The organism is Janibacter melonis (genome assembly GCF_020567375.1).
Taxonomy (GTDB): Bacteria; Actinomycetota; Actinomycetes; order Actinomycetales; family Dermatophilaceae; genus Marihabitans; species Marihabitans melonis.
The window spans coordinates 547,189-568,343 of the sequence record NZ_JAJBZM010000001.1; the positions used below are offsets into that span (position 1 = coordinate 547,189).

Consider the following 21,155-nt stretch of genomic DNA (forward strand, 5'->3'; position numbering starts at 1 on the left):
GGCTGGGGGCCGGGTGGTCGGTCCCTAGGATCGGTTCGTGCGTGTCGTCTCCCTGCTGCCCTCGACCACCGAGATCCTCTTCGCGCTGGGCGCGGGAGACGACGTCGTGGGGGTCACCTTCGAGTGCGACCACCCGGCGCAGGCCCGGGAGCGACGGGTGGTCTCGACCTCGGCAATGCCCGAGGGCCTGTCGCCCCGGGAGATCGACGACTTCGTCAAGGCCTCGCTGGGGCGCGGCGACGACCTGTACCACCTGCAGGCCGACGCCCTGGCCGAGCTCGACCCCGACCTGGTCGTCACGCAGGACCTGTGCGCCGTGTGCGCGATCGACGTCACCGCGGTGGACGAGGCGATGGCCTACCTGGGGTGCCGGGCGGATGTGCTGACCTTCGACCCGCACACGATCGACGAGGTGCTGGCCTCGGTGATCTCGGTGGGCGATGCCGTGGGACGGCGGGCGGAGGCCGACTCACTGGTCCGGTCGCTGCGGGAGCGCCTGGCTGCTGTCGCCGACGCGGTGGCCGGGGCCGAGCGACCTCGTGTGCTCGTCCTCGAGTGGACCGACCCTCCCTTCGCGCCGGGCCACTGGATCCCGGAGATGGTCGTCGCTGCGGGCGGCGAGCCGGTGCTCGGGGTCGCCGGCGAGAGGTCGGAGCAGACGACGTGGGAGGCCGCGGTTGACGCCGCACCCGACGTCGTCATCTGCGCGCCGTGCGGCTACGACCTCGACGGCGCTGCCGAGCAGGCGGCTGTCGTCGCAGAGCGCTTCCCCGGGGTGCCCGTGTGGGCCGTCGACGCGAACGGGTCCTACGCGCGACCCGGGCCGCGGGTCGTCGACGGGGTGGAGGCGTTGGCCGGGATCCTGCACCCTGACCGGGTGGGCGGACCTGACCCGGGCGCGGCCCGGCTGATCGACTGAGCGGGCCGCGGGCGGATGCAAGTCCCGAGGGTAAGAGGCCCGGTCAGAAGGTCGGGAACCTCTTGAGGTACGGCACTCGCCAGCCCATCGCGTCGTACGCGGCGCGGTCCGAGGCCATGACCTGGATGTCGCTGCTCGTCCGCGCCCACGCCCCGTTGCTCCACCGGTACCGGGTTGACTCGATCACCCACCCGTGATCTGCCACCTGGTGCGGGTAGGTGAAGGTCATCACCACCGTGCCGCTCGACGACACCTTCCGGGTCCACCCGACGCCGTACAGCGCGGCTGAGTCGATGGCCCACCCATACGCGCCGCATCGCGCGTTAAGTCGTCAGCTGCCCGTTGCGATAAGCGACGACGCGCGGAAAACACTGTCCTAGTAGGATCGCCAGATCGGTCGCGGCGCAGAACCGGATCACTTCTTACAGAGGTGTCAGCAGCACCCCAACCCTTCCAATCGGCAAGGATGAAGTGACACCCCCGACGCCGAGGAGCAAGCCCGTGACCCAGATGTGGGGCATCCATAACGACACCATTCCTGCCGACGAATTGGTCGAGCGAGGTTTTGTGGCAATCGGTTGGGACGACATGGGAGACCTACGAGAGATCGGAAACGATCAGGCCGCGATGAAGCGTGCGGTCTCCGAGCGCTACCCCCATGCCAAACCCGGGGCAATCCCGGTCTGGGCCGGCCTTCTCCGCCGCTTCGCCTTCGTCGCCGCACCGGGTGACCTCATCATCGCTCCGAACCGCGCCAAGAGCACTGTGAACTTCGGTCGACTAGTCGGCCCCTACGAGTGGGCTATGTCCGGAGCGGTTCAACGGCACCGCCGACGAGTCGAGTGGCTGGAGACCGACGTACCCCGATCAACCTTCCCGCAGCCGGCCCTCTACGAGATCGGCAGCGCCGTCACTATGTTCGAGGTCCGCAACAACCGGCACCTCTTCGAAGCCTTCCTCGCAGGGAACACGCCAGATGACCCAGTGATTGAGGAGGGTCATGGCGACGATGACGCCGGCGGGGCCGACTCTCCTGTCACACGGGCCGCCGACGAGGAGCCCAGCGCTGCGAGAGTCGAGCAATACACACGCGACCTTGTTCTTCGTACCCTCCTGACACTGGAACCCGCCCAATTCGAGCAGTTCACCGCCGATCTACTGCGAGCCACCGGATACCGAGCCCGTGTCACGCAGTACTCAGGGGATGGGGGTGTCGACGTCGTGGCCCACCGAGACCTGCTCGGTCTTGAAGGGGTCATCAAGGTCCAGTGCAAGAGGACGAACACGACGATGGGCATCCCCGAGGTCAACCAGCTGACCGGGACGCTGAGCCAGGGCGAGACGGGGCTGTTCGTCTCGTTAGGCGGCTACTCGGCTCAGGCCCGTGCAGTTGAACGCCAACGGCACGACCTCCGTCTGCTCGGCGCTGAGGAAATCGTGGACCTCACGCTCGACCACTACACGGATCTCCCGCCAAGGTGGCGCTCTCGAATTCCACTACGTCAGGTGTTCGTGGTGGATCGGGACGCCGAGGGGTACTAGGCACCGCGACATCGAGCCTAGCGAAGAGCGCGACTGGGCCTCGTTCAACACTGACCGGGCAGTGCTCTCAAAGGCTGCACTCTCCGACGAAATCCCCGTGTTTCGACTGGGTGTACCCGAATAGGTTGGGCTACGTTCTCGGTGTGGCAACATACCCCCGGGTCAAAGAGCAGCACATCGCGGTCTTCGGTGAGAGCGGATCAGGGAAGACGGTCCTGGTGTCCTCGTTCTTCGGCCCGTCGCAGTCCGCGTCCGGTGCGAGCGACCTCTGGGATCTCGTTGCCGATGACGCCGGTCAGGGCAACCGACTCCTCAAGAATTACCTGGGGATGCGTGACAAGGCGGTCGCGCCACCGGCGACCCGCTTCGCCAGCGACACGTATAACTTCTCGGTCAAGCTGAAGAGCGCAGGCGACCGGGCGCGAGACAAGCGTCCGTTCGACGTGATCCGTCTCGCCTGGCACGACTACCCGGGTGAGTGGTTCGAGTCAGAGCCGAGCAGTTTCAGCGAGGCGACTCGACGCACCGACACCTTCCGGTCCCTTCTTCGCTCAGACGTCGCCCTGCTGCTCGTCGACGGTCAGAAGCTGGCTGACCATCGAGGGGAGGAAGCCCGCTATCTGAAGTCTCTCTTCGGCAATTTCCGCCAGGCAATGCTTCGCCTGAAGGACGACCTCCTCGCTGAGGAAGGCCGGCTTGTGGAGTTCCCACGCATCTGGATCCTGGCTCTCTCCAAAGCCGACCTCTACCCAGACTGGGACGTCGACAACTTCCGCGACCTGCTCGTCCTCAACGCGGCTGACGACATCGAAAGGCTGAGGTCGACGATCCAAGAGTTGGTCGAGACCCCCGACGCGCTCTCGCTCGGTGAGGACTTCCTCCTCCTGTCGTCCGCGAAGTTCTCGCTGGACCAGGGCCCGCAGCACACCACCTCGATCGACACCACGGCACGGGTCGGTCTTGATCTCGTGCTTCCAGTGGCGTCCCTCCTGCCGCTCGAACGACGGGTCCTGTGGGCCTCGAAGATGGATGTCCCACGAAAGGTCCTGGACTCACTCGCCGACGGGGCAGATCTCATCGCCAAAGCAATCACGGGATCCAACTTCGCGAAGCTCGACAAAGCACTGTCGATGCTGCCCGACCGCCGGGTCAGAGTTGCTCGTCAGGTCATCACGCGAGGCACGCCGCTCCTGGCCATGGCAGCGAAGATGGCTGGCCCAGCCCTTCGGGAGCAGAACGAGCAGGCGAGGGCTCAGCACGACTACCTCCGCGCGACGCTCACCCAGATGAAGCAGGACCTGGAAGAGGGTCGAGCCGACAGCGTGATCAGGACGGCAGTGTGACCTCGGACGAGATCCCCAGCGGGCTGATCTGGGCAACCCGTGGACGCACCTGGGGCTTCCGTTTCCTCCTCGACGGCGGCCACGTCGACCCCCTCCCGACATACGAGGCCGCCTTCGCGTCAATGCCCGACGGACCGGGCGTCGATGAGGGCCCAGATCAAACCCGTGCACTTCGTATCGACGACCCCCTGGGCAGGCGCGACAGCGCCGGGCGAGTCATCCCCCACGAGTTCGTGCTCGCAGGTGCGCCCGCGGAGGCGATCACCTCTGCCGCTGAAGGGCAGCAGAGGGTCTGGCCATTCGTCCAGCAAGCCTTCGAGCTCGTGTGGGACCGCGACACCCCACCTTCAGCTACCGAGGTGCTGCGACACGTGACAGCCCGGTCGGATCACAAGGCCTGACGAGCCGCCGATCTGCGCAAACGCCAGACGCACCGTTCACACTGCATCTACGCTCACCTCATGCGCCGCACCCTCGCGACGCTCACCGCGTCTCTCGTCTGCCTCACCCCCGCCGCCGTCGCGCTCGCAGCGCCGGCCCCGACCACCGCGTCCGCCGGCGTGAAGGTCTACAAGAACTGCACCGAGCTCAACAAGACCTACAAGCACGGCGTCGGCAAGGCCGGCGCGCGCGACAAGACCAAGAGCGGCACGAAGCCCGTGACGAACTTCCGGGTCAACACCAAGGTCTACAACGCCAACAAGAAGCACGACCGCGACAAGGACGGCGTGGCCTGCGAGAAGCGCTGACCCAGCCCGGCGCGCCCACCACGCGCCGCCGCTGGTACCCCTTCGTCACCGTCACCTCGGCGCTCCTCGCCCTCACCGGGTGCGGGGCGCTGAGCACCGTCTCGGCACCCGAGGTGACCATCACCGTCTCGGCGCCGACCGCTACCTCGACGACCCGGGCCACGCCCCCTTCGCCGACGACCTCCTCCCCCGCCCTCGCCGTCCTCGCGGCCCTCCCGCTCAAGGGCCGCGCACCCAAGACCGGGTACGACCGGGCGGTGTTCGGGCAGGCGTGGAGCGACGACCACGCGATGAGCGGCGGGCGCAACGGCTGCGACACCCGCAACGACGTCCTGCGCCGCGATCTCACCGACGTCGTGCTCAAGCCGGGCACCAACGGCTGCGTCGTCCTCACCGGGGCGCTGCGCGACCCCTTCGGCGGGGCGGTCGTCGACTTCGAGCGCGGGCCCGGCACGTCGAGCCTCGTCCAGGTCGACCACCTCGTCGCGCTCTCCAACGCGTGGCAGACCGGCGCGCAGCACCTCACCGTGCAGCAGCGCCAAGACCTCGCCAACGACCCGCTCAACCTGCTCGCCGTGCAGGGTCGCCTCAACGCACAGAAGGGGGACGGCGACGCCGCGACCTGGCTCCCGCCACGCAAGACCTTCCGCTGCACCTACGCCGCTCGGCAGGTCGCCGTGAAGCAGCGCTACCACCTGTGGGTCACCGCTCCCGAGCGGGACGCGCTGCGGCGCGTCCTCACGACCTGCCCGGGCCAGCGGCTGCCGACGGCAGCTTCGACAGCCGTCCCGCCTGTGGACGGGGCGAAGGGGGCAACCTCCCCGTCGCGCCGGCCGTCACCGGTCGCGCCCGCGCCGACCTCCTCGCCCGTTCCCACAGGCACTGTGAGCTACGAGAACTGCGACGCCGCCCGTGCTGCGGGCGCCGCACCGCTGCACCGGGGCGATCCCGGATACGCCTCGAGGATGGACGGCGACGACGACGGGGTCGCTTGCGAGTAGCCGACCGCGTCGCGCGAGCACTGCACCTACCTGGCCGCCAGGGCATCATGGCCCACACGCAGCTGGCCGAGCGAGAGGAGCAGCGATGAGCGAGCCGGGTCGGAAGGGGTGGGTCGCCCAGTACCTGGAGGACAAGCGTGAGCCCCTGATCATGCTCGTCGTGTGGATCCCGCTGCTGGCCGCCGTCCTCTTCGGCGGCCTGCTGCTCGTGGTTTTCGTCTCGACGCAGATGTGACCTGGCGTTGCGGAGTGGCTTCGAGGCTCGGGCCCTGGCGGGCCCTCGCACCTCAGCCAGCGACCAGGACTCGCGCTCACCCCTTCGTGCGGAAGGCCGAAAAGACCTCGTACATGTAGGCGCTGCCCTGCTCGAGGGCCTCGACGAAGATCCGCTCGTTGTTGCCGTGCATGCCGATGAGCTGCTCGTTGCTGATGACGTAGGGGTAGACGCCGTAGCCCGGCACCCCCTTCTCGCGCCACGGGCCCAGGCTCGTGCCGGCCTCGAAGAGCGCCGGCGTGAAGGGCGTGCCCTCGTAGGTCCTGCGCGACGCACCGGACAGCGCGCGCCACAGGTCGGTGTCGAGGTCGGCCGGGGGCGTCGCCCAGGTCTTGTCGAGCCGGGCGAGGGTCTGCGCCTCGCTCTCGCCGGGGGTGCCGACGACCCGGACCTCGACGTCCCGGTGACGCAGCAGCCGGCGCACGGAGGCGACGAAGTCGCGCGGCTTCTCTCCACCGGGGATGCCGCGGCAGTTGATCCGCGTCGTCGCCTCGGAGGGGATGACGTTCTCCTTGTACCCCGCCTCCTGGATGACGAAGGCGTGCGTCGTGCGCAGCAGCGCCCGGTGCAGGTAGGGGTAGTCGGAGAGGTGCTCCACCAGCTTCGCCGCGCGCTCGCGCATCCGGTCGTTGCGGGCCCGGAGCAGCAGGCGGATGGCCGCGGCGAGGCGGCGGTCGTCGGTCGCCCTCGCGAGGGCCTCGAAGTAGTCGCGGGTCACCCGGGTGAGGTGCACGGGCGCCTCGTAGCGTCCGAGGTCGCTGATCGCGCGGGACATCGAGACGATCGCCGAGTCGTCGGGGATGGGCTTCGAGGAGTGGGTGGCGGTGCCCGTCGCGACGAGCTCGAGGTTGAAGTAGACCTTGTCCTGGCGGGTCGCCGAGATGAGCATCGGCGAGGTCTTGTCGCTCTGGGCGATGAACCAGCCGCCCTCGGTGAGCACGCTGCCCGCGTCGATCTTTTCCCAGTAGTTCTCGGCCAGCCAGCCCGAGCCGTACGACCCGGCCTCCTCGTCGCAGTCGGTGAGCACGATGATGTCGCGGTCGAAGCGCGCGCCCTCGTCGAGGTGGCGCAGGAGGGCGGTGATCATCGCCGAGTTCGCGCCCTTCATGTCGAGCGCGCCGCGGCCGTAGACCTCGCCGTCGACGACCTCACCGGCGAAGGGGTCGACGTCCCAGTTCTCCCTCTCGACCGGCACGACGTCGGAGTGACCGAGCAGGAGCAGCGGCTCCTGCTCACCGGTCCCGGGGATCCGGGCGATGAGGTGCACGTTGTCGGGCTGCGGGGTGTCGATGATCTCGACGGGCACGCCCGCGCGCTCCCACACGGCCTTGAGCATCTCGGCGTGAGGACGGGTCTTGCCGCCCTGGCCGCTGTTCTGCGTGTCGAAGGAGAGCATCCGCTGGAGCAGGTCGAGCGGGTCCATGTCGGCGGCCGGGATGGCCGCGCCGGACAGGGTCGTCGTCGGTTGCGGCGAGCGGGTGAAGGCACCCGCGCCGCCAGCGGTCGCGACGCCGAGGGCAGAGACGCCGATGCCCCCGAGGAAGGCTCGACGGGGCAGGGTGCTGGGCATCTTCTCGGGTGTCTGGTCCATCGTCGACTCCTTTGTCGGTGGTCCTCGCAGGCTCCGCCCGGTAGCGCGCCCGGGCGAAGGGGTGACCGCCCGGTAGCGAGGTGAGCGGTCGCCCTTCGCGACCAGCGGCAGCCTCCCTCACCAACCCGTGACCGGCTCGTGGGGAGCCCATGACGCGGTCGTGACCAAGGTCAGGACACCTGGCGTCGTGACCGCGGCGGGTCCACAGTGGAGGCATGAGACGCACGCGGCGGCTGGCCGCAGGACCGCTGACGGTGGCGCTGCTCTGGGGCGGGTGCCTGACGGCGTCGGCGCATCCCTCGACCGCCCGACCGGCGAGCGCGACGTCGCCGGCGCCGGCGACGTCACGCGCCGAGCAGGTGCAGGCAGCGATGACCCTGGACCAGCGGATCGGCCAGCTCTTCATGGTCGCCACCCCAGCCGACACCGTGAGCAGCGGACTGCGAGACGTCGTCGCGCGGCAGCACGTCGGCAACGTCATCCTCATGGGTCGCAGCACCCGCGGGGCCGACCACATCCGCTCCGTGACGACGGCCGTGCAGCGGCTGACCGAGCCGAGCGCCGCGACCGCCGGCGTGCCGGCCTTCGTCTCCGCCGACCAGGAGGGCGGGCAGGTCCAGGTGCTGCGCGGCCCCGGCTACTCGACGATGCCGACCGCGCTCGTCCAGGGCACCCGGTCGACCTCGGCCCTGCGCGCCGACGCCCTGCGCTGGGGCACCCAGCTCAGCCGGTCAGGCGTCAGCACCGACCTCGCGCCCGTCCTCGACACCGTCCCGACGGCCGACAAGGCGACGAATGAGCCGATCGGACGGTACGACCGCGAGTTCGGACCCCTCACCACCACCGTCACGGCGAAGGGGGGAGCCTTCCGCTCAGGGATGGACCGGGCCGGCGTCGCCACGGCCGTCAAGCACTTCCCCGGGCTCGGCCGGGTGCGGGGCAACACCGACACGACGAGCGGGGTGACCGACTCGGTGACGACGACGACCTCGGGGGTCATCGCCCCCTTCGCCGCCGCGGTCGACGCGGGCACCCCCTTCGTCATGATGTCCTCCGCGTGCTACTCGAAGATCGACCCCGACCGCCCGGCGCTCTTCTCCCCCACGATCATCCGCACGCTGCTGCGCTCGCGGCTCGGCTTCGACGGTGTCGTCATCAGCGACGACGTCGGCAACGCCCGCCAGCTCGCTGCGTGGACGCCGGCGCAGCGGGCGACGACCTTCATCGGGGCCGGGGGCGACATGGTGCTCACCGCCCGCACCGACACCCTGCCCGAGATGGTCGCGGCCGTGCGCAGCAAGGCCGAATCCGACCCGGACTTCGCGGCCAAGGTCGACGCCGCCTCCCTTCGCGTGCTCCGGGCCAAGGAGGACGCCGGGCTGCTCGGCCCGCGGGTCACCCCGACGGGCCGCTTCTCCCCCTACCTCGTCGGGCGCGTGCAGGCCTGGCTCGCCACGCCCCAGACGCGGACCTGGGACGCCGCGACGATCCGCTCGCTGCAGTACCGGGTCGGCGCGGCGACCACGGGGCGGTGGGACGCCGCGAGCGTCGGCGCGCTGCAGGACTACCTCGGCATCGCCCGCTCCGGCTCGAAGGGCTGGGACTCGCGCACCGTCACCCAGCTGCAGCGCTACCTCACCACCCAGCTCTGAGCGAGGCGGCGGCGGATGCGGGAGACTCCCCAGATGACTGAGCACCTCGCGCCAGTGCTGCACGTCGGTGACGCACGCGCCGCCACGCGGTGGTACGCGCAGCTCGGCTTCGTCATGGAGTGGGAGCACCGCTTCGCGCCGGGGCTGCCGCTGTACGTCGCCATCGCGCGTGGAGGTCTTCGTATCCATCTCTCCGAGCACTCCGGAGACGCCAGGCCCGGGACGCTGGTCTACCTCTACGTCGACGACGTCGACGCAGCCGCCCGCGCAGTCGGTGTCACGCAGCTCGACGACATGCCCTGGGGGCGGGACTTCGAGATCGCCGACCCCGACGGCAACCGGCTGCGCATCGGCACCGCGCTCGGCGCGGACGGCTCCTGACGTCCGTCGGCACCCACCGGCTGCGGGGTCGGGGGCGGTCATCCCTTCGCCCTAGGCTGACGCCCGACCGACCGACGAAGGAGCCGCATGGCCGACAACACCCGCGACCTCGAGCAGGGGATCCACGAGGACTTCCGCGAGGAGATGAGCTACGGCTCCTACCTCGCGCTCGACACGCTGCTCGACGCGCAACGGCCGGTGAGCTCGCCGGAGCACCACGACGAGATGCTCTTCATCATCCAGCACCAGACCTCCGAGCTCTGGCTCAAGCTCGTGCTGCACGAGACGCGCTCGGCGATGGAGCTGCTCGCCGCCGACGAGATGCGGGTGGCGCTCAAGCGGATCGCGCGGGTCAAGCACATCCAGCGCACGCTCACCGACCAGTGGTCCGTGCTCGCGACGCTCACGCCGACGGAGTACCAGCAGTTCCGGCCCTTCCTCGGGCACTCGTCGGGCTTCCAGTCCTGGCAGTACCGCGCCGTCGAGTTCGCCCTCGGCAACAAGCACCCGGGGATGCTCACGGTCCACGAGGCCGACCCGCAGGCGCACCAGGTGCTCGAGGAGCTGCTGCACGCCCCGAGCCTGTACGACGAGTTCCTGCGCTACCTCGCCCGGCGCGGGTACGCGATCCCCGAGCACGTCCTCACCCGTGACGTCACCCGGGCGCACACGACCGACCCCGAGCTCACGAAGGTCTTCACCGACATCTACGCCCACGCCGACGAGCACTGGGACGTCTACGAGGCGTGCGAGGAGATGGTCGACCTCGAGGACAACTTCCAGCTGTGGCGCTTCCGCCACCTCAAAACCGTCCAGCGCACCATCGGCATGAAGACCGGCACCGGTGGCAGCTCGGGCGTGAGCTTCCTCCAGCGCGCGCTCGACCTCACCTTCTTCCCCGAGCTCTTCGCCGTCCGCACCGAGATCGGCGGCTGACGGCATGGGAGGTGGGCACGGCCACTCCCACGACGCGCCCCAGGTCTCGACGCCGCGCGGCACCCGCATCGCGCTCGCCGTCACCGTCGCCGTCATCGCGCTCGTCACCGTCGTCGGCATGTGGGTGCTGCGTCCCACAGGCGAGGACCGGCCGGAGGTGCGCGAGAGCAGCGCGAGCGGCGTGACCTACCTCGAGGGCGAGGTCGTGTCGGTCACCCCGCTCGACTGCGGAGCCTTCGGGACCGACCCGTCGACGACGAGGGGTGCGGCGCCCGCGGGCGCCGAGTGCGGCCGGGCGAGCGTGCGCCTCACCGACGGGGCCGAGCAGGGCGAGAGCGTGCAGGTCGACATCCCGCCCGACGCGGTCCGCGAAGGGGTCGGCGCTCCCCTGGTCCTGCTGAAGATCCCCGGGCAGGTCGCGGGCTCGCCGTACACGTACTACGACATGCAGCGCGGCCAGCCGCTGCTCCTGCTGTCGATCGCCTTCGCGCTCGTCGTCGTCCTCGTCGCCCGGTGGCGAGGGCTGCGGTCACTCGTCGGTCTCGCCGTCGCAGCGGCCGTCGTCGTCGGCTACCTCATGCCGGCGCTGCTCGAGGGGCGCAGCCCGGTCGCGGTCGGGCTCGTCAGCTCGGCAGCGATCATGATCGTCGTCCTCTACCTCGCGCACGGGATCTCGGCGCGCACGACGACCGCCCTGCTCGGGACCTTCGCCGGTCTCGCCGCGACGGCCGGCATCGGTGCGCTCGCGGTGGCGCAGGCGCGGCTCACGGGCGTCAGCGGCGACGAGAACGCCGCCCTGCAGCAGGCCGCGCAGCAGATCGACCTGCGCAACCTGCTGACCTGCGGGATCATCCTCGCCGGCCTGGGCATCCTCAACGACGTGACGATCACCCAGGCCTCAGCGGTCTACGAGCTGCACGAGGCGGCGCCAGACCTCTCCCCAGTGCAGCTCTACCGCCAGGCGATGCGGATCGGGCGCGACCACATCGCCTCGACCGTCTACACCGTCGTCTTCGCGTACGCGGGCGCCGCCCTGCCGGTGCTCCTCGTCATCAGCCTCGTCGACCAGCCCATCGGGCGGATCCTCACCAGCGCCGACATCTCCGAGGAGATCGTGCGCACGATGGCCGGCGGCATCGGCCTGGTCCTCGCGGTCCCCGCCACCACCGCCCTCGCAGCCCTCGTCATCCGGTCCAGCCAGGGCGGCGGGCGCCACGCCGCCTGAGACATGACGAAGGGCGACCCGCGGCACCTGCCGCCGGGTCGCCCTTCGCGTCGATCAGCCGTAGTAGCTGTCGAGGTAGGGGACGTGCCAGCCCCCGACCTTCACCTTCCGGATGTCCGTGGTCGCGATCGTGCTGCCGGACACCTTCGTCCAGCCGTCGGACCAGGTCGGCGAGTAGGTCCGGGTGGACAGCGTCCACAGCTCCCCCTCGAGCGAGGAGACCTTGCGGGTGAGACGGATCGTGCCGTTCGTGCTCGCCGTGCGCCAGTAGCCGGCGTTCGCGTAGTTGGAGGAGTCGATGGTCCAGCGGTACTCGCCGCCGGGAGCGAGCTGGGTCGTGAGCGCGCCCGACCGGTAGGTGATGACGCGGAAGCTCGCCCCGTGGTTGCCCATGTCGTCGCCGACGACGAGCTCGTGACCGGCCCGCCGGTTGATCGCTGCGGCACCCCACCAGGGGTTGGCGCCACGCCAGTGCGAGTCCGCCGTCGTCGTGCTCAGCCGCTCGCCGTCGGCCGTGAGGACCCGGACGGTGCTGCGGTCCGCGCCGTCGGACCCCGTGCTCCACGAGATGCCGACCGAGTCCCGGCGGCCGTCACCGTCGACGTCGGCACGGGAGACGACCGTGCAAGCCGCCACCCCGGTGCACGCGGTCGGGGCGGCGGCCTGCGCCGGCGCGGCGAGAGACAGGCCGAGGGCCGGGGTGAGAACGGCGAGGGTGAGCGTGGCGGACGTGCGTGACATCGAGAGACCTCCCTGTTGGTGTCCCGGGACCCCCGTCCCGCGGTACGTCTTCTGAGACGCCGCAGGGCCGTGACCGGTTGGCGGACGTCGCAACATCTCGTCGAACCCGCAAGAGCAGCCCCGTACGCCAGAGAGGCCGGCGCGCGCCCGGGTAGCAACCCGGGCGGACGCGAACTTCTCGGGAGACGGCGGGGCATCCCCCTTCGCCGCGTCAGCGAGCCGAGGCGAGGTACATGCGGCCCGCGCCGGTGAGGCGCAGGCTCCCCCGGTCGGGCACGAAGACCGCGTCGCCTCGGCCCAGCGACGCGCGTTCGCCGTCGACCTCGAGCGCGAAGCCCCCGTCGAGGACGATCGCGACGGCGGGCGAGGCGGTCTCGACGACCGCGTCGCCGGTGATCGTCCGCAGCTCGAAGGGGACGTCGGCCCCGGACGGGACGGACGCGGGCCGGTGGACGAGCACGTGGTCGCCCTCGGGCTCGGGCACGAGGCGGGGCGGCTCGCAGTCGGCGAAGTCGAGCACGGCGAGCAGCTCGCGGACGTCGACGTGCTTGCCCGTGAGCCCGCCGCGCAGCACGTTGTCGCTGGGTCCCATGAGCTCCATCGCGACGCCGGAGAGGTAGGCGTGGATGTTGCCCGCCGGCAGCCACAGCGACTCGCCCTCGTCGAGCACGACGTGGTTGAGCATGACGGCGACCGCGACGCCCGGGTCGCCGGGGTGCCGCTCCTCGAGCCGCCCGACGACCTCGAAGCGCTCGGGGTCTCGAGCCGCGGTCGCGCCGAGGTCGGCGGCGAGCGCGGCCGCCACCGGGTCGTCCGAGAGCAGCCACTCGACGCTGCAGTGCAGGCCGTCGTCGCCGTCGAGCAGCTCGAGCCAGCGCTCGTAGGGGGCCGGGTCGTCGGCGAGCGTGCGCAGGGCCTCGACCTCCGCACGCGTGCGGGCCAGCGGGGCGAAGCCGCACAGGGCCTCGAAGCCGTCCTCGACGGCGACGACGAGCTCGGGCTTGGCCTGGGGGTCCTTGTAGCTGCGGTGCGGGGCGTCGCGCGGGATGCCGCGGGCGTCCTCGGCGTCGAAGCCCCGGCGGGCCCGCTCGGCGCTGGGGTGAGCCTGCAGGCTCAGCGGCTCCGCGGCGGCGAGGACCTTGAGCAGGTAGGGCAGCTCCTGGCCCGTGCTGCGCTCCCAGTCGAGCAGGCTCTCCCACGGCGCGGCGACGCACCGGCTGGGCGAGCCCGGGTGCGACCCGAGCCACAGCTCGGCCTCGACCGCGTCGCTCTCCCCCGACCCGAGGACCCGTGAGATGCCGCCCCGCTGGCCCCACGCGTAGTCGCGAGGCTCGTTGCGGATGGGCACGATGGGGGTCACGGGCGTCATTGTCACCCATGGACGCCGCCGTCGGCCGATCCCCCTAGGGTGGGCGCGGCACCGCTGCCCCGTCGAAGGAGAGCCATGGACCTGCGCACCCGCGCCGCCGAGCTGGACGCGAGCGACCCGCTGCGCGAGACCCGCGACCTCTTCGTCCCCGCCGGCGGGGGCGACGACGTCGTCACCGCCTACCTCGACGGCAACTCGCTCGGACGCCCCCTTCGCGCCACCGCCCAGCGCCTCGACGACCTCGTGCGCCGCGACTGGGGCACCCGGCTCATCCGGTCGTGGGACGAGCGGTGGATGGAGCTGCCGACCCGGCTCGGCGACCGCCTCGGCGAGGTCTGCCTCGGCGCCGCCGCCGGGCAGACCGTGATCGCCGACTCGACGACCGTCCTGCTGTACAAGCTGCTGCGCGCCGCCGTCGCCGCCGACCGCGAGCGCGACGAGATCGTCCTCGACAGCGAGAACTTCCCCACCGACCGCTACGTCGCCGAGGGCATCGCCGCCGAGACCGGCGCCCGTCTCGTGTGGGTCGAGCCCGCGCCCGAGGAGGGCGTGACGCCCGAGCAGGTCGCCGCCGTCGTCGGTCCCCGCACCGCCGTCGTCCTCGTCAGCCAGGTCGCCTACAAGTCGGCCTGGCTCGCCGACGTGCCCGGCATCACCCGGGCCGCGCACGACGCCGGCGCGCTCGTCCTGTGGGACCTGTGCCACTCCGCGGGCGTCGTCCCCGTCGACCTCGACGAGCACGAGGTCGACCTCGCCGTGGGCTGCAGCTACAAGTACCTCAACGGCGGGCCGGGCGCGCCCGCCTTCGCCTACGTCGCGCGTCGCCACCAGGGCCGTCTGCGCCAGCCGATCCAGGGGTGGATGGGGCACGCGCGGGTCTTCGAGATGGGGCCGGGCTACGAGGCCGGCACGGGGATGCGCTCGTGGATCTCGGGCACCCCGCCCGTGCTCGGCATGGTCGGCATCGAGGACACCGTCGACCTCGTCGAGTCCGTCGGTCTCGACACGATCCGCTCGAAGGCTGCCGCCCTCGGGGACTTCGTCGTCGACGCGGTCGACGCCCGTCTCGCTGCCCACGGCGTGCGCGTCGTCTCGCCCCGGGACGCCCAGCAGCGCGGTGGCCACGTGACGATCGCCCACCCGCGCTCGCGCGAGATCTACCAGCAGCTGTGGAGCGAAGGGGTCGTCCCCGACTTCCGTGAGCCCGACGGCATCCGGCTCGGGCTGGCTCCCCTGTCGACCTCGTACGCCGAGGTCGCGCACGCGCTGATGCGCATCGAGGAGCTGCTCAGCCGCTGACCTCGCGGACGAGCTCGAGGACCCGCGGCCAGTACGGCGACTGCGGGTCGACGACGTCGAAGTGGTGCGCTCCCGCCAGCGTCACCGACTCCGCCGGGAAGTCAGTGCTCAGGTGCAGCGGCACGGTCGCGTCGGCGTCACCGTGCGCGAGGAGCACCCGCGGGGCGTCGGGGCCGTAGCCATCGGTGGCGAAGGGGGCCGACCACCGCTGCCTCGGGTCGACGGTCGCGTAGGCCTGCACCTGCTGCTCGGGGGTGCCGCCGACCCAGTCGACGACGGCTCCGTCGCCGAGGTCCTCCCGCGCTGCCGCGACGAGATCGGCGACGGGCGCGAGCGCGAGGACGGGGACGCGAGGGCGGTCCGGCGTCGCCCCCCGCAGGAGGACGAGCGTCCCGCCGGCCGAATGACCGACCCAGGTACCGAGCTCGCCGAGATGGTCCTCGAGGGCCTCGAGGTCGGTGACGCTCACGACCGGGTCGCCGGGGACGCGGCGGTACTCGGCGAGCACGACCCGGTAGCCGGCGTCGGCGAGCGCCCGCGCCTGCGGACGGGCGTGGGCTCGGTCGATGCTCGGGCGGAAGTAGCCGCCGTGGACGACGACGACGAGCGGCCCGCGCTCGGGGCCGTAGATCTCGTAGACCTGGTCGGGGTCGTCGCCGTAGCGCTCGAGGACCCCGCTCGGCCCGGTGTCGCCGAGCAGCCGGGCGAGGACTGCGCCTTCGTCCTGAGCCGCGGTCATCGGGGGCCGCCGCTGCCCGGCGTGCCGCGGCCGGAGAGCCAGTCGGCGCACTCGTCCTGGTGGAGCAGGGGCTGACGGACCTCGTCGCGCAGGAAGGCCAGGAGGGCCTCGGCGAGCTCGAAGTTCTCCGACGCGCACGCCTCGCGCGCGATGGCGACGTCGAGGTCGAGTGCGAAGCCGTGCGTCGCGGTCTGGGCGATGCACGAGTGCGTCGACACCCCGCACAGGAGGATGCGGCCCACGCCCCGCTCGCGCAGCAGGTCCTCGAGGTCGGTGCGCACGAAGGCGCTGTCGCGGGCCTTGACGACCTCCAGCGCGCCCTCGGTGTCGAGGCCGTCGAGGGGCGCGGCCTGCTCGGTGCCGGGGAAGGCGAAGCCCTGGTCGTCGCGGCGCATGCTCAGCGTCCACGTCGAGCGGTCGCGGGCGTGCTCGGTGCGCACGAGGACGACGTCGGCGCCAGCGTCGCGGGCGGCCGCGACGAGGTCGTTGACGCGCGGGAGGAGCCACTCGCGCTGCTCGCCGAGCACCGGGTCCTCGAAGTAGGAGTTCTGCATGTCGACGACGACGAGCGCGGCGCGGTCCTGCGGCATCAGCGGGTGTGGTCGTGGAGGGGTGCGGCCATCTGCTCATCTTCGCCGGGGCCCGCGCCGAGGTCCACACCCCGCTGGACGTGCTGGTGACCCGGCAGTACCCGCCGGTGACACGATCCTGGAGGTGGCGACGGGTTAGGTTCGAGCCGTCGCGCCGACGAGGAGGTGCAGTGCCGACGACCCGAGCCCGCACCGCGCTCGTCGCGAGCGCCCTGCTGCTCGCGCCCCTCGCGGCAGCCTGCGACAGCCCGTCCCCCGCCCCCGGCACGTGCGGTGCCGCCGATGCCGAGCTGCCGACGGCCCAGCCCGCGCACGACGAGGACGCCCGGGTCGACGCGATGTCCGGACCGGGGTGGGTCGCCGGCGACTCGACGTACTCGGTCGTGCTGCCGGACGGTCGTGTCCTCTGGCTGTACTCGGACTCCTTCATCGGCTCGCTCGGGCTGCGCGGGCAGCCCGGGCCGGGCACGGTCATGGTCCACAACGCCCTCGTCGTCCAGTCGCCCGACGGCAGCTCGCGCACCCTCACCGGGACGCGCGACGGGGAGCCCAGCGCCTTCTTCCCCGACATCGACGAGCGCACCTACCACTGGGTCCAGGACGCCACCGTCGAGGGCTCGCAGCTCACCGTCTTCCTCGCCCGGACGACGGGCAGCGGCAGCGACTTCCGCTGGGCCGGGACCTCGGTCGCGCGGGTCTCGCTCCCCGACCTCAGGCTGCTGAGCATCACCGACGTGCCGAGCGCGGGCGACGTGGCGTGGGGCGCGGCGGTCATGGAGCGCGAGGACGCGACCTACGTCTACGGGGTGGAAGACCGCGGCTCCGACAAGCACCTGCACCTCGCGAAGGCACCCCCGGGTGCCGTGCACGACCGGTCGCAGTGGTCGTACCGTACCGCCGACGGGTGGTCGACGCGGCCGGAGGACTCGGCGCGGATCACCGACGGCGTCGCCAACGAGCTGTCGGTCCAGCCCTACGACGGCGGGTACCTGCTCGTCACGAGCGACACCCGCGAGCTGTTCTCCCCCGACGTCGTCGCCCGCACCGCGTGCTCCCCCGCCGGCCCGTGGGGCGATGCCCAGCTCGTCTACACCGCGCCGGAGCCCGGCGAGGACGAGCGCTTCGCGTACAACGCGCACGCTCACCCCGGGCTGCCGGGCGCCGACCCCGACGAGCTGCTCGTCTCGTACAACGTCAACACCTTCGACAGCGACCGGCTCTTCGCCACCCCGAGCATCTACCGCCCCCGCTTCGTGCGCCTCCGCCTCCCCTGACCGCCGAGCACGTGGTCTTGCGGCGCCTCGTCGCACCTCGACCGGACGAGCCAGAGCGCCACGATTCGTCGGTCTTGGCGGGGGCGGGGCATGATGGACGGCTGCCCACCCACTCGGAAGGACCCCTTCGATGCTCGACGCCCCGGCGCACGCCGGCGAGCCCACGCCCGACACCGCACCGGCGACCCGCGTCGCCACCCTGCCCGGCATGCCCGCCCTGCTCGTCGCCACCCTGCTCGGCTTCGCCGGCTTCTCCGTGCTGCTGCCCACGGCCCCGCTGTGGGCCGTGCGCGGCGGGGCCGACGTCGGCGGCGCCGGTCTCGTCAACGGCGTCGCGCTGCTGTGCACCGTCCTCACCCAGCCCGTCGTCCCCCGTCTCCTGCGCCGTCTCGGGTGGGGCCGGGTCCTGGCCGTCGGGCTGCTCCTCATGGGCGTCCCGTCGCTGCTCCACCTCACCTCCGACGCGCTCGCGCCCACCCTCGCCCTGTCCGCCGTGCGCGGCGCGGGCTTCGGCGTGCTCACCGTCACCGGCAGCGCGGCCGTCGCCGAGCTCGTCGACGCCGCCCGCCGCGGTCGTGCGGTCGGGCTCTACGGCCTGGCCATCGCGCTGCCGCAGGTCGTCCTGCTCCCCCTGTCGCCGTGGCTGGCCGACCGGGTCGGCTTCGCGCCGGTCTTCGTCCTCGCCGCCGCGCCGGTCCTCGCGATCCCCGCCGCGCTCGCCCTGGGTCGCCACCTCGACGGACGCCCCAGCGCGCCCGCGAGCGAGGAGCACGCCCGCGTCGACCTGCGCACGGTCGTCCTGCCGCTGCTGCCGCCCATGCTCGTCCTCACCGGCATCACCCTCGCCGGCGGCGCCGTGCTGTCCTTCGCCCCGCAGATGCTCGACGAGGCCGCCCTCGTCACCCTCGCGCTCGTCGTCGTCACCGCCACCTCGGCGCTCGCCCGTTGGCGCGTCGGCGCGCTCGCCGACCGCTACGGCGCGCGACGCTTCGTCGCCCCGCTCGTCGTCGTCGGCGCGCTCGGCAGCCTGCTCATCGCGCTCTCGCTCGACGGCCCGTCGGTGCCCCTGCTCGTCCTCGGCTCCGCGGCCCTCGGCATCGCGTACGGCGGTCTGCAGAACCTCACCCTCGTGCTGTCCTTCGCCGCGGTGCACCGCCGGCACTACGGCACGACCAGTGCCGTGTGGAACGTCGGCTTCGACCTCGGCACCGGGGTCGGCTCGGTCCTCGTCGGCTCGCTCGCCGCGGGCCTGGACTTCGAGCGTGCGCTGCTCGTCACCGCCGCGATCACCGCGCTCACCCTGCCGCTCGCCCTCGTCCGCTCGAGGCGTCCGGCCGGCTGAGACGCACCCTTCGAGGCTCGTCGCAGAGCTCCTCGCACCTCAGGGAGCCAGATCCGGCTGACCGCAGAGCTCCTCGCACCTCAGGGAGCGAGGGTCGGCTGACCGCAGAGCTCCTCGCACCTCAGGGAGCGTAGGACGACGAAGGGGTGGGGCCCCCCGGGGGGGGGCCCCCCCCACCACGGGGGGCGTGGGTGGGGGGCCCGCAGCGCGCGGCCCCCCCCGGGGGGGGGGGGCCGGGGGGGGGGGGGCCCCGCGGGGGGGGGGCCCCACCCCTTCGCGCTCGTCGTGGCTCAGAGGCCGGCGACGCGGTCCTCCGGCGCGGTGAGGCCGGGGTTGGCCTGCAGGTAGCGCACGAGGTTCTCGAGGTCCTCGGGACCACCGGTGAGGTTGGTCGAGTCCTCGAAGGCGGTGAAGTCGTCGCCGCCCTCGGCGAGGAAGCTCAAGGTCGCGACGCGGTAGGTCTTCGCCGGGTCGATCGCCGTGCCGTCGAGCTCCATGCCGGAGACCTTCGAGCCCTCGGCCTGGGTGTCGTCCCACGTGTAGCTGAAGCCCTCGGAGACGCCGAGCGCGAGGTACTTGCGGCCGCGGGTCGGCACGTACTGCTGCTCGAGCACCGCCTTGATCTGCGCGCCGGTCATGTCGACCGTGACGAGCAGGTTGCCGAAGGGGGCGACCTTGTAGGCCTCCTCGTAGGTGATCTCGCCGACCTTCTCGCCGTTGGTGATCGTGCTGCGGGCGAAGGACGAGCGGACGCCGCCGACGTTCATCATCGCGATCTGGGCGCCACCGCGCTCGGGGGCCTGGGTGCCCCAGAGGATCGAGTCGGCGACGAGGTCGGCCATCGGGGTCTCGATGCCGCGGTTGCCGCTCGCGTCGCCGGTGATGTCCTCGGCGACGGTGCCGACGACCTTCGCGCGCTCGGGGCCGGCGCGGTCGATCCACTTGTCGAGGATCGCCTGGACGCCGGGGTCGGCGGTGGTGCTGCGGACGTTGAGGTGGTTCGTCGCGCGGCTCGACTTCTTCACGACGTCGCCGGTCTTGAGGTCGACGAGGAGACGCATCTGGTTGAAGGCGCGGCCCCAGTCACCGGAGGCGACGACCGGGCGCTGCCCGCCCTTCCAGTCGGTGAGCGTGCAGTTGAAGGACGAGTGGGTGTGGCCGGTGACGATGCCGTCGACGCGCGAGTTGATCCGGCGGTTGAGCTCGACGACCGGGCCCGAGAGGTTCTCGCACTGGTCGATCGTGCCGTCCTGGCTGCCGCCCTCGTGCATGAGCACGACGATGGTCTCGACGTCCTTGGTGCTGCTCAGCCAGCTCGCCGCGGAGTTGACCTTCGCCGCGATCTCGTCGAAGCGGATCGAGGAGACGCCGCCGGGCGAGACGAGGCTCGGGGTCTCGGGGGTGACGACGCCGATGAAGCCGACCTTGACGCCGTTGACCGTCTGCACGGACGTGCCGGGCAGGATCTTGCGGCCGTTCTTCGTGTTCGTCACGTTGCTCGCGAGGTACTCCATGTCGGCGCCCGGGTAGGGCTTGCCGGGGAAGTACGTGCCGTCCTTGGGGTGCGCCCCGCCGTGCTGGATGCGCAGCAGCTCGTTGGTGCCCTCGTCGAACTCGTGGTTGCCCACGGCCGAGGCCTTGACGTCCATCTCGTCGAGGACCTCGATGGTCGGCTCGTCGTGGAAGAGACCGGACAGGAAGGTCGAGCCGCCGATGTTGTCGCCGGCCGAGACGGTGATGCCGTTGCTGCCCTTGCGCGCCTTGATGTTCGCCGCGAGGTGGGCGACGCCGCCGACCGGGGTCTGGGTCGGGTCGACCTCGGGCGCGAGCGCCGGGTCGTTGGCCTCGAGGTGCCCGTGGAAGTCGCTGAAGGAGAAGATGTTGACGTAGCGCCAGCGGTCGCCCCAGGCGCTCGGGGCGGCGGCCGTGGTGTCGGCAGCAGGGGCTGCGGCGGCGGGGGCAGCCGGGGCGGCCGACGGGGTGGCCGCGGCGGTCGGCAGGCCGGCGGCCAGAGCCAGGGCGAGGGTGGCAGGCCGGCCGACGGCCAGACGCTTCGTGTGCTTCATGCGAGAGGTCTCCTGGAGATGGGGGTGGCGTGGCTCGAGAGCCGTCGCCATTGTGTCGCCCCCGTCAAGAGGTCCGGGCCTGATCTGGGCAGATGCCCCGACCGTTCAGCGGATCGTCATGG

Annotated in this window: 22 protein-coding genes; 15 read left to right on the plus strand and 7 right to left on the minus strand. The window is 71.7% G+C overall.

Annotation, left to right across the window (positions count from 1 at the left end):
* Positions 1–37 precede the first annotated feature (37 nt).
* A complete protein-coding gene (locus LIV55_RS02590) occupies positions 38–919 on the plus strand; it encodes a cobalamin-binding protein (RefSeq protein WP_229299083.1) in 882 nt (293 codons plus the stop codon).
* A 43-nt stretch (positions 920–962) separates the two neighbouring features.
* Here LIV55_RS02590 and LIV55_RS02595 read toward each other — a convergent pair whose 3' ends face one another.
* Positions 963–1,106 carry a hypothetical protein gene (locus LIV55_RS02595; protein ID WP_229299084.1) on the minus strand — a complete coding sequence of 48 codons (144 nt, stop codon included), beginning with the start codon at positions 1,104–1,106 and terminating at the stop codon, positions 963–965.
* 31 nt (positions 1,107–1,137) lie between these two features.
* Here LIV55_RS02595 and LIV55_RS02600 point away from each other — a divergent pair, with 31 nt between their 5' ends.
* From LIV55_RS02600 to LIV55_RS02630, 7 genes are all read left to right on the plus strand, one after another.
* The gene (locus LIV55_RS02600; RefSeq protein WP_229299085.1) at positions 1,138–1,299 is read left to right on the plus strand and encodes a hypothetical protein; all 162 of its coding nucleotides are present in this window, start codon (positions 1,138–1,140) and stop codon (positions 1,297–1,299) included.
* A 130-nt stretch (positions 1,300–1,429) separates the two neighbouring features.
* The gene (locus tag LIV55_RS02605; protein WP_229299563.1) at positions 1,430–2,461 is read left to right on the plus strand and encodes a restriction endonuclease; all 1,032 of its coding nucleotides are present in this window, start codon (positions 1,430–1,432) and stop codon (positions 2,459–2,461) included.
* Between the two features lie 143 nt (positions 2,462–2,604).
* Positions 2,605–3,804: a TRAFAC clade GTPase domain-containing protein gene (locus LIV55_RS02610; RefSeq protein ID WP_229299086.1), complete on the plus strand. Its 1,200-nt coding sequence runs from the start codon at positions 2,605–2,607 to the stop codon at positions 3,802–3,804.
* On the plus strand, positions 3,801–4,205 hold the full coding sequence (locus LIV55_RS02615; protein WP_229299087.1) for a hypothetical protein: 405 nt from the start codon (positions 3,801–3,803) through the stop codon (positions 4,203–4,205). The genes LIV55_RS02610 and LIV55_RS02615 overlap by 4 nt, the downstream gene beginning before the upstream one ends.
* Positions 4,206–4,265: 60 nt before the next feature.
* Positions 4,266–4,553 carry an excalibur calcium-binding domain-containing protein gene (locus LIV55_RS02620; protein WP_229299088.1) on the plus strand — a complete coding sequence of 96 codons (288 nt, stop codon included), beginning with the start codon at positions 4,266–4,268 and terminating at the stop codon, positions 4,551–4,553.
* Between the two features lie 113 nt (positions 4,554–4,666).
* Positions 4,667–5,554 carry a GmrSD restriction endonuclease domain-containing protein gene (locus LIV55_RS02625; protein WP_229299089.1) on the plus strand — a complete coding sequence of 296 codons (888 nt, stop codon included), beginning with the start codon at positions 4,667–4,669 and terminating at the stop codon, positions 5,552–5,554.
* An 85-nt stretch (positions 5,555–5,639) separates the two neighbouring features.
* On the plus strand, positions 5,640–5,789 hold the full coding sequence (locus LIV55_RS02630; RefSeq protein ID WP_229299090.1) for a hypothetical protein: 150 nt from the start codon (positions 5,640–5,642) through the stop codon (positions 5,787–5,789).
* A 76-nt stretch (positions 5,790–5,865) separates the two neighbouring features.
* On the opposite strand, the gene LIV55_RS02635 is transcribed toward LIV55_RS02630, so the two are convergent.
* Positions 5,866–7,419, minus strand: a complete 1,554-nt coding sequence (locus tag LIV55_RS02635; protein ID WP_229299091.1) for a M20/M25/M40 family metallo-hydrolase — start codon at positions 7,417–7,419, stop codon at positions 5,866–5,868.
* A 215-nt stretch (positions 7,420–7,634) separates the two neighbouring features.
* Between LIV55_RS02635 and LIV55_RS02640 the strand changes: the two genes are divergently transcribed.
* The 4 genes from LIV55_RS02640 to LIV55_RS02655 all read left to right on the plus strand — a co-directional run bounded on the left by LIV55_RS02640 (position 7,635) and on the right by LIV55_RS02655 (position 11,613).
* Positions 7,635–9,071, plus strand: coding sequence for a glycoside hydrolase family 3 N-terminal domain-containing protein (locus tag LIV55_RS02640; protein ID WP_229299092.1), 1,437 nt, complete (start codon positions 7,635–7,637; stop codon positions 9,069–9,071).
* A gap of 33 nt (positions 9,072–9,104) precedes the next feature.
* Positions 9,105–9,452: a glyoxalase superfamily protein gene (locus tag LIV55_RS02645; RefSeq protein ID WP_229299093.1), complete on the plus strand. Its 348-nt coding sequence runs from the start codon at positions 9,105–9,107 to the stop codon at positions 9,450–9,452.
* A gap of 87 nt (positions 9,453–9,539) precedes the next feature.
* The gene (gene kynA / locus LIV55_RS02650; protein ID WP_229299094.1) at positions 9,540–10,388 is read left to right on the plus strand and encodes a tryptophan 2,3-dioxygenase; all 849 of its coding nucleotides are present in this window, start codon (positions 9,540–9,542) and stop codon (positions 10,386–10,388) included.
* A gap of 4 nt (positions 10,389–10,392) precedes the next feature.
* Complete coding sequence (locus LIV55_RS02655; protein WP_229299095.1) at positions 10,393–11,613, plus strand: YibE/F family protein; 1,221 nt, start codon at positions 10,393–10,395, stop codon at positions 11,611–11,613.
* Positions 11,614–11,667: 54 nt separating this feature from the next.
* On the opposite strand, the gene LIV55_RS02660 is transcribed toward LIV55_RS02655, so the two are convergent.
* The gene (locus tag LIV55_RS02660; RefSeq protein ID WP_229299096.1) at positions 11,668–12,354 is read right to left on the minus strand and encodes a hypothetical protein; all 687 of its coding nucleotides are present in this window, start codon (positions 12,352–12,354) and stop codon (positions 11,668–11,670) included.
* A gap of 211 nt (positions 12,355–12,565) precedes the next feature.
* Entirely contained in the window at positions 12,566–13,714 is a 1,149-nt protein-coding gene (manA, locus tag LIV55_RS02665) for a mannose-6-phosphate isomerase, class I (protein WP_229299097.1), read from the minus strand.
* Between the two features lie 84 nt (positions 13,715–13,798).
* Between manA and kynU the strand changes: the two genes are divergently transcribed.
* Positions 13,799–15,022 carry a kynureninase gene (gene kynU / locus LIV55_RS02670; RefSeq protein WP_229299098.1) on the plus strand — a complete coding sequence of 408 codons (1,224 nt, stop codon included), beginning with the start codon at positions 13,799–13,801 and terminating at the stop codon, positions 15,020–15,022.
* Here the strand turns inward: kynU and LIV55_RS02675 are convergent.
* Positions 15,012–15,761, minus strand: coding sequence for an alpha/beta hydrolase family protein (locus LIV55_RS02675; RefSeq protein WP_229299099.1), 750 nt, complete (start codon positions 15,759–15,761; stop codon positions 15,012–15,014). The two genes, kynU and LIV55_RS02675, sit on opposite strands and share 11 nt — an antisense overlap.
* Positions 15,758–16,351, minus strand: a complete 594-nt coding sequence (locus LIV55_RS02680) for a cysteine hydrolase family protein (protein ID WP_229299100.1) — start codon at positions 16,349–16,351, stop codon at positions 15,758–15,760. The genes LIV55_RS02675 and LIV55_RS02680 overlap by 4 nt, the downstream gene beginning before the upstream one ends.
* A 170-nt stretch (positions 16,352–16,521) precedes the next feature.
* Here LIV55_RS02680 and LIV55_RS17090 point away from each other — a divergent pair, with 170 nt between their 5' ends.
* Both LIV55_RS17090 and LIV55_RS02690 read left to right on the plus strand, forming a co-directional pair.
* A complete protein-coding gene (locus tag LIV55_RS17090) occupies positions 16,522–17,625 on the plus strand; it encodes a DUF5005 domain-containing protein (protein WP_229299101.1) in 1,104 nt (367 codons plus the stop codon).
* 130 nt (positions 17,626–17,755) lie between these two features.
* Positions 17,756–18,967 (plus strand): MFS transporter, encoded by a 1,212-nt coding sequence (locus LIV55_RS02690; protein ID WP_225985027.1) that lies wholly within the window; start codon positions 17,756–17,758, stop codon positions 18,965–18,967.
* Positions 18,968–19,257: 290 nt separating this feature from the next.
* Here the strand turns inward: LIV55_RS02690 and LIV55_RS02695 are convergent, their stop codons facing one another.
* On the minus strand, positions 19,258–21,033 hold the full coding sequence (locus LIV55_RS02695; protein ID WP_229299102.1) for a bifunctional metallophosphatase/5'-nucleotidase: 1,776 nt from the start codon (positions 21,031–21,033) through the stop codon (positions 19,258–19,260).
* Positions 21,034–21,155 lie beyond the last annotated feature (122 nt).

What these genes read in the sequence shown, in the direction of transcription:
- LIV55_RS02605 (WP_229299563.1), top strand. Translation starts at nt 1,430, where the DNA reads ATGTGGGGCATCCATAACGACACCATTCCTGCCGACGAATTGGTCGAG.
- LIV55_RS02620 (WP_229299088.1), top strand. Translation starts at nt 4,266, where the DNA reads ATGCGCCGCACCCTCGCGACGCTCACCGCGTCTCTCGTCTGCCTCACC.
- LIV55_RS02630 (WP_229299090.1), top strand. Translation starts at nt 5,640, where the DNA reads ATGAGCGAGCCGGGTCGGAAGGGGTGGGTCGCCCAGTACCTGGAGGAC.
- LIV55_RS02635 (WP_229299091.1), bottom strand. Translation starts at nt 7,419, where the DNA reads ATGGACCAGACACCCGAGAAGATGCCCAGCACCCTGCCCCGTCGAGCC.
- LIV55_RS02640 (WP_229299092.1), top strand. Translation starts at nt 7,635, where the DNA reads ATGAGACGCACGCGGCGGCTGGCCGCAGGACCGCTGACGGTGGCGCTG.
- LIV55_RS02645 (WP_229299093.1), top strand. Translation starts at nt 9,105, where the DNA reads ATGACTGAGCACCTCGCGCCAGTGCTGCACGTCGGTGACGCACGCGCC.
- kynA (WP_229299094.1), top strand. Translation starts at nt 9,540, where the DNA reads ATGGCCGACAACACCCGCGACCTCGAGCAGGGGATCCACGAGGACTTC.
- LIV55_RS02655 (WP_229299095.1), top strand. Translation starts at nt 10,393, where the DNA reads ATGGGAGGTGGGCACGGCCACTCCCACGACGCGCCCCAGGTCTCGACG.
- LIV55_RS02660 (WP_229299096.1), bottom strand. Translation starts at nt 12,354, where the DNA reads ATGTCACGCACGTCCGCCACGCTCACCCTCGCCGTTCTCACCCCGGCC.
- kynU (WP_229299098.1), top strand. Translation starts at nt 13,799, where the DNA reads ATGGACCTGCGCACCCGCGCCGCCGAGCTGGACGCGAGCGACCCGCTG.
- LIV55_RS02675 (WP_229299099.1), bottom strand. Translation starts at nt 15,761, where the DNA reads ATGACCGCGGCTCAGGACGAAGGCGCAGTCCTCGCCCGGCTGCTCGGC.
- LIV55_RS02680 (WP_229299100.1), bottom strand. Translation starts at nt 16,351, where the DNA reads ATGCCGCAGGACCGCGCCGCGCTCGTCGTCGTCGACATGCAGAACTCC.
- LIV55_RS02690 (WP_225985027.1), top strand. Translation starts at nt 17,756, where the DNA reads ATGCTCGACGCCCCGGCGCACGCCGGCGAGCCCACGCCCGACACCGCA.
- LIV55_RS02695 (WP_229299102.1), bottom strand. Translation starts at nt 21,033, where the DNA reads ATGAAGCACACGAAGCGTCTGGCCGTCGGCCGGCCTGCCACCCTCGCC.